This is a genomic window from Curtobacterium flaccumfaciens (genome assembly GCF_051548005.1).
Taxonomy (GTDB): domain Bacteria; phylum Actinomycetota; class Actinomycetes; order Actinomycetales; family Microbacteriaceae; genus Curtobacterium.
In genome coordinates this window covers 1-5,825 of record NZ_JBPUGH010000188.1, presented here as the reverse complement: position 1 = coordinate 5,825, position 5,825 = coordinate 1, and the positions used below count along the sequence as shown (strand labels likewise).

Genomic DNA, 5,825 nt, shown 5'->3' with positions numbered 1-5,825 from the left:
ACGTCCACCTCGGCCCACCCGTCGAACCGTCCGATCTCGGTGACCCGGATCACGGCCTCGCCGGCCTCGTCAGAGGCGTCGAGGTCAATCGTCGCCGAGAACCCGAAGTCCTTGTCGCCGGACGGATCCGCGAAGATCTGCCGCGCACGCCAGGTCCGCCCGGCGCCGTCCTCGGAGAGCACGAGGTACTCCATCGACCGCGCGTCACCGTCGGTGCCGATCGAGTCGTGCGCGTCGTAGTACTCCTCGAGCACGTCGTCCCACGCCGATCGGTCGAACCCACTGGTCGCGTCGAGCTGCCCGAGCCCCTCCGGGTCGTCCGCGGCAGCGAGCAGCACCCGCTGGAACAGGGCGTTGCGGACGAGCACCCGGAAGGCGCGGACGTTCCCGGTGAGCCGCGCGGGCTGCGGCGGCGCGATCTCGTCGTGCTCCTCGGAAGCGAGCAGCACGTCACCGTGCAGCAGCGCCTCCCACTCGTCGACGAGCGAGGAGTCCGTCTGCTTGACGACCTCGCCGAGCCACTCGATCAGGTCGTCGAGCTCGGGAGTGCGCTGCTCCTCGGTGATGGTCTGCCGCATGGTCCGGTACGCGTCGGAGAGGTAGCGGAGGACGAGCCCCTCCGAGCGGGTGAGCTGGTAGAACCGCACGAAGTCGCCGAAGGTCATCGCCCGCTCGTACATGTCCCGGACGACGGCCTTGGGCGAGAGCGTGAAGTCGAGGACCCACGGCTGCTCGGCGGCGTAGGCCTCGTACGCGGCGGTCAGCAGTTCATCGAGCGGCTTGGGCCAGGTGACCTCCTCGAGCAGCTCCATCCGCTCCTCGTACTCGATGCCCTCGCGCTTCATCCGCGCGACCTCTTCGCCGCGCTCCTTGAACTGCTGCTGCGCGAGGATCGCCCGCGGGTCGTCGAGGGTGGACTCGACGATCGACACCATGTCGAGCGCGTACGTCGGCGACTCCGGGTCGAGCAGCTCGAACGCGGCGAGCGCGAAGGGCGACAGCGGCTGGTTGAGGGCGAAGTTCGGCGCGACGTCGACCGTGAGCCGGTACGACACAGGCGGCCCGGGGAACCGCTCGATCACTCGCGCGTTGATGAGCGTCCGGGCGATGGTGAGCGCCCGTCGAGCCATCGCGAGCTGCCGGGCTCGGGGCTCGTGGTTCTCGAAGACGAGCGCCCGGACGTTCTCGAAGACGGACCCGCCGCGGGCCACGACGGACAGCACCATCGCGTGCGTGATCCGCATCCGGGACACCATCGGCTCGGGTTCGGCGGCGATGAGCTTCTCGAAGGAGGCCTGCCCCCAGGAGACGAACCCGTCCGGCGCCTTCTTCTTCTTGATCTTCCCCTTCTTCTTCGGGTCGTCGCCGGCCTTCGCGAGGGCGCGGGCGTTCTCGATCTCGTGCTCGGGCGCCTCGGCCACGACGTCGCCCTCGGTGTCGTACCCGGCACGACCGGCACGTCCGGCGATCTGGTGGAACTCACGAGCGGACAGCTGCCGCATCCGGGAGCCGTCGAACTTCGTGAGGCCGGTGAGGAGCACGGCGCGGATGGGGACGTTGATGCCGACGCCGAGGGTGTCGGTGCCGCAGATCACCGGCAGGAGTCCGCGCTGCGCGAGCTGTTCGACGAGCCGTCGGTACTTCGGCAGCATCCCCGCGTGGTGGACGCCGATGCCCGCGCGGATGAGCTTCGAGAGGGTCTGCCCGAACCCGGCGCTGAACCGGAACCCGGCGATGGCGTCGGCGATGCGGTCGCGTCGCTCGCGATCCGCGACGCGGACGGACATCAGTGCCTGTGCCCGCTCGAGTGCCGCTGCCTGGGCGAAGTGCACGATGTAGATGGGCGCCTTGCCCTCCTCGAGCAGCCGTTCGACGGTCTCCTGCACGGGCGTCATGACGTACTCGTACGACAGCGGGACCGGTCGGGAGACTCCGGTCACCCGGGCGGTCGGTCGTCCGGTTCGACGGGACAGGTCGTCCGCGATCGTGGTGACGTCGCCGAGGGTGGCGGACATGAGGAGGAACTGGGTTCGTTCGAGCACGAGCAGCGGCACCTGCCACGCCCAGCCGCGGTCGGCGTCGCCGTAGAAGTGGAACTCGTCCATCACGACGACGTCCACCTCGGCGTCGGGGCCCTGGCGCAGCGCGAGGTTGGCGAGGATCTCCGCCGTGCAGCACACGATCGGGGCGTCGGCGTTGACGCTCGAGTCCCCCGTCACCATGCCGACGTTCTCCGCGCCGAACAGGTCGACGAGCTGGAAGAACTTCTCGGAGACGAGGGCCTTGATCGGCGCCGTGTAGTAGCTCCGCTTCCCCTCGGCGAGCGCCGCGAAGTGCGCCCCGGCGGCGACGAGGGACTTGCCGGTGCCGGTGGGGGTCGAGAGGACGACGTTGGCGCCGGAGACGAGTTCGATGACCGCTTCGTCCTGCGCCGGGTAGAGCGGTCGGCCGCCCTCGGCGGCCCACGCGGCGAAGGCCTCGTAGACGGCGTCCGGGTCGACGACACCGTCGACCGCCGCCGGCAGGGCGGCGACGAGCGGGGGCTGGGTGGTGACGTCGGTCATGCGTCCATCCTCCCAGGTGCGGGGAGGTCGGACGGGAGGCGCGGTGCGGGCCCGACCCGCGCCTCCCGGCCGTCTGTGGATGCGTCCGCATACACTCGGTGGCGTGCGCGAACTCGGCTTCCTCTCCTTCGTCCCGAACCACGGCGGCACCGCAGGTGCGGCCGCAGCGCTGGAGGACGGTCTTCGCCTCTTCGAGTCGGCCGAGTCGTTCGGCTACGGCACCGGCTGGGTGCGCGGACGGCACTTCGAGCCCTTCCTGACGAGCCCGATGACGTTCTTCGCGGCCGCAGCGCAGCGGACGAGCACGATCGGGTTCGGCACCGCGGTGCTCGGCATGCGGTACGAGGACCCGGTGCGCCTCGCCGAGGACGCCAGCACGGTCGACCTGTTGAGCGGCGGGCGGGTGCAGCTCGGGATCAGCACGGGCATCGCGGGCTACGGGCCCATCCTCGACCCCGTGTTCGGCGCGGTCGAGCGGAGCTTCCGCGACGAGGCCGAGGCTCGCGCCGCACGACTCCTCGAGGTCCTGCAGGGGGAACCGCTCGGTACGGCGGGGAAGGGCTACGAGAGCATCCCGGCCGGCGCCGACCTGGCCCTCCAGCCGCTGAGCCCCGGGCTCCGTGGCCGTGTCTGGTGGGGCGGCGGCAGCATGGGCACCGCGGTGCGCACGGCCGAGAAGGGGCTGCTGCTGCACTGCTCGACGCTGAACACCGAGGACACGGGTGCGCCGTTCGCCGTGGCGCAGGCGGACCAGATCACGGCGTACCGGGAGCGCTTCGCGGAGCTGCAGGGCACCGGCGAGCACGTCGACCGCACGCCGAAGGTCGCCGTCGGCCGGATCGTCGTCCCGCTCCTGGACGACCACGACCGCGCGGTGCACGAGGAGTTCCTCACCGGGTACGCGTCCGGCATGGACGACGAGGGCCGTCCGCTCTCCGGGCCGCCGTTCCGCTTCAGCACGGTCGTCGCGGGGTCGGTCGAGCAGATCACCGAGACGCTCCTCGCGGACCCCGCGGTCGCGGCGACGGACGAGCTCGTGATCACCCTGCCGGCGAACGGTGACGCAGCTGCGCACGAACGCATCCTGCAGATCGTCGCCGAGCAGGTCGCCCCCGCGCTCCGCGCAGCCTGAGCCGGGCAGGTCGCGGCCGCCCCCCGCAACCCGCGCCGACTGGGACCGCACGACCGGATGGCATCCGGCGGGGCCCGCGATCGGGCTGGTGAGTTCCCCGGGCCCCCGGCCGGATGACCATCCCGTCCCTGATCCGTACGGGATGGTGCGTCCATGGTTGCACTTCGCCATCCGCTTGTCACACCGAGACTGCGGGATCTGGCGCTTCAAGGTGAACGTTCGTCATTGAATTCCGGTTGCGGACGACGCGGAGGCGGAACGACGAATGCGCCCCCGCGCAAGCGTGGGGGCGCATCCTGGACACACCGGCATCATCCGGGCTGACCGATCGGATCAGGAGATCGGCTCGCACACACGACGACGCCGTTGATGGTGTGTGCGCGACCGGTAACCAGCCGGAACGCGCGGATTCATGTTACTGAATGCACCGCGCGCCCGCGCGGAAACCGGATGTGCTCACCGCTCCAGTTCGAGGGTCGTGGTGCCGGCCTCGTCCGTCAGCGACGCCCCGACGTGCAGGGTGAAGGTCCCGGGCTCGTACGTCCAGGCACCGTCCCAGTGCGCGAAGGCGCGCGCTGGCACCTCGATCGACACCTCGGCCGAGGCACCGGCGTCGAGTCGCACCGGGGCGAAGCCGACGAGCCAGCGGACCGGCCGGTCGACCACGGACACGTCACGCGAGGCGTAGACCTGCACGACGTGCTTGCCCGCGCGCGCACCGGTGTTCGCGACCGTCGCGGTCACGATCACGGCGTCGCCCTCGCGGACCGCCGGGGTCGCTGCGACACCGTCGATCGTCCAGGTCGTGTAGCCGAGGCCGTGGCCGAACGGGTACGCGGGTTCGGTGCCGGCACGGAGCCAGGCCCGGTAGCCGATGTGCACACCCTCGTCGTACGCCACCTTGCCGTCGACGGGCGTGACGTTCGACACGGGGACGTCCTCGAGCGTCGCGGGCCAGGTGGTGGGCAGACGCCCGCCGGGCTCCGCGGCACCGGTCAGCACGTCGGCGAGGGCGTTGCCGTACTCCTGCCCGCCGAACCAGGTCAGGAGCACCGCGGCGACGTCGTCGCGCCAGGGCATCTCGACCGGCGAGCCGGAGTTGACGACCACGACGGTGTTCGGGTTGGCGGCGGCCACGGCGCGGACGAGGTCGTCCTGGTGCCCGGGCAGCGCGAGCGAGTCGCGGTCGTAGCCCTCGGACTCCACCTTGCTGTTGGTGCCGACGACGACCACGGCGACGTCGGCGCCGGTGGCGGTGCGGACGGCGTCCTCGATCAGGACCGCCGGGTCCGCGTCGCTCGGCTCGGTGCCGAACTGGTACGCGAGCACCCCGCCGAGCGTCTCGTCCTGGACGACGTCGTACTCGATGCGGATCGCGACCTGCTGGCCGGCCTCGACGTCGACCGGGACGGAGCGCGCCGGCGGGTTGAGGAAGGCGGCGCCGAGCTGGTCGCCCTCGAAGCCGACGAACTCGTCGAGCACGAGCGTCCCGTCGATCCACATGCGCGAGTGCCCGGCCGCGCCGATGCCGATCCGGACGGCGCCGGTCGTCGGGGCGGTGTAGGTCGTGGTGATGTCGAGCCGGTCGGCCTCGCGGGTCGGGGCGTCACCGCCGAACCAGAAGAGCGCGGTCGCCCGGCGGTCCTCCACGTACAGCTCGGCACCGTCGCGGACGAACGCGACGCGGGCGCCGGGCTCACCGGTCGCCGGGTTCGTGATGGTCGACAGCGGGAACTCGGCGATGCCCTCCTGCACGACCGCGCCGATGGCGTAGTCGATCGTCGCGCCCGGGAACGCGGCGCGGATGCCCTCGACGGGCGTCACGACGTGCGACGGCACGACGGTCGCGGAGCCACCACCCTGGCTGCGGGCCTGGTCGGCGTTGTGCCCGAGCAGCGCGACGCGGGACACCGCGCCGGGGTCGAGCGGCAGGATCCCGGTGTTGCGCACGAGGACGGTGCCCTCGGCCTCGGCCTCGCGGACGAAGGCGACGCCGTCCTCGACGTGCACGGGCTGCGCGGCGACCGGCTCGAAGCCCTCGAGGGCCCCGACGCGGGCAGCCAGGGTCAGGATGCGACGGACCTTGCGGTCGATGTCGGCCTCGGGGACGTCGCCGGAGCGCACGGCGT

At 71.6% G+C, this 5,825-nt stretch carries 3 protein-coding genes; 1 reads left to right on the top strand and 2 read right to left on the bottom strand.

Features of this window, described 5'->3' with window-relative positions:
- Positions 1–2,564 (bottom strand): DEAD/DEAH box helicase (locus tag ACSW7Y_RS15785; RefSeq protein ID WP_438127191.1); only part of this gene is annotated, 2,564 nt, incomplete at its 3' end.
- A 103-nt stretch (positions 2,565–2,667) separates the two neighbouring features.
- Here ACSW7Y_RS15785 and ACSW7Y_RS15780 point away from each other — a divergent pair.
- A complete protein-coding gene (locus tag ACSW7Y_RS15780) occupies positions 2,668–3,696 on the top strand; it encodes an LLM class flavin-dependent oxidoreductase (protein ID WP_438127190.1) in 1,029 nt (342 codons plus the stop codon).
- Between the two features lie 456 nt (positions 3,697–4,152).
- On the opposite strand, the gene ACSW7Y_RS15775 is transcribed toward ACSW7Y_RS15780, so the two are convergent.
- Positions 4,153–5,825 (bottom strand): glycoside hydrolase family 3 C-terminal domain-containing protein (locus tag ACSW7Y_RS15775; RefSeq protein WP_438127189.1); only part of this gene is annotated, 1,673 nt, incomplete at its 5' end.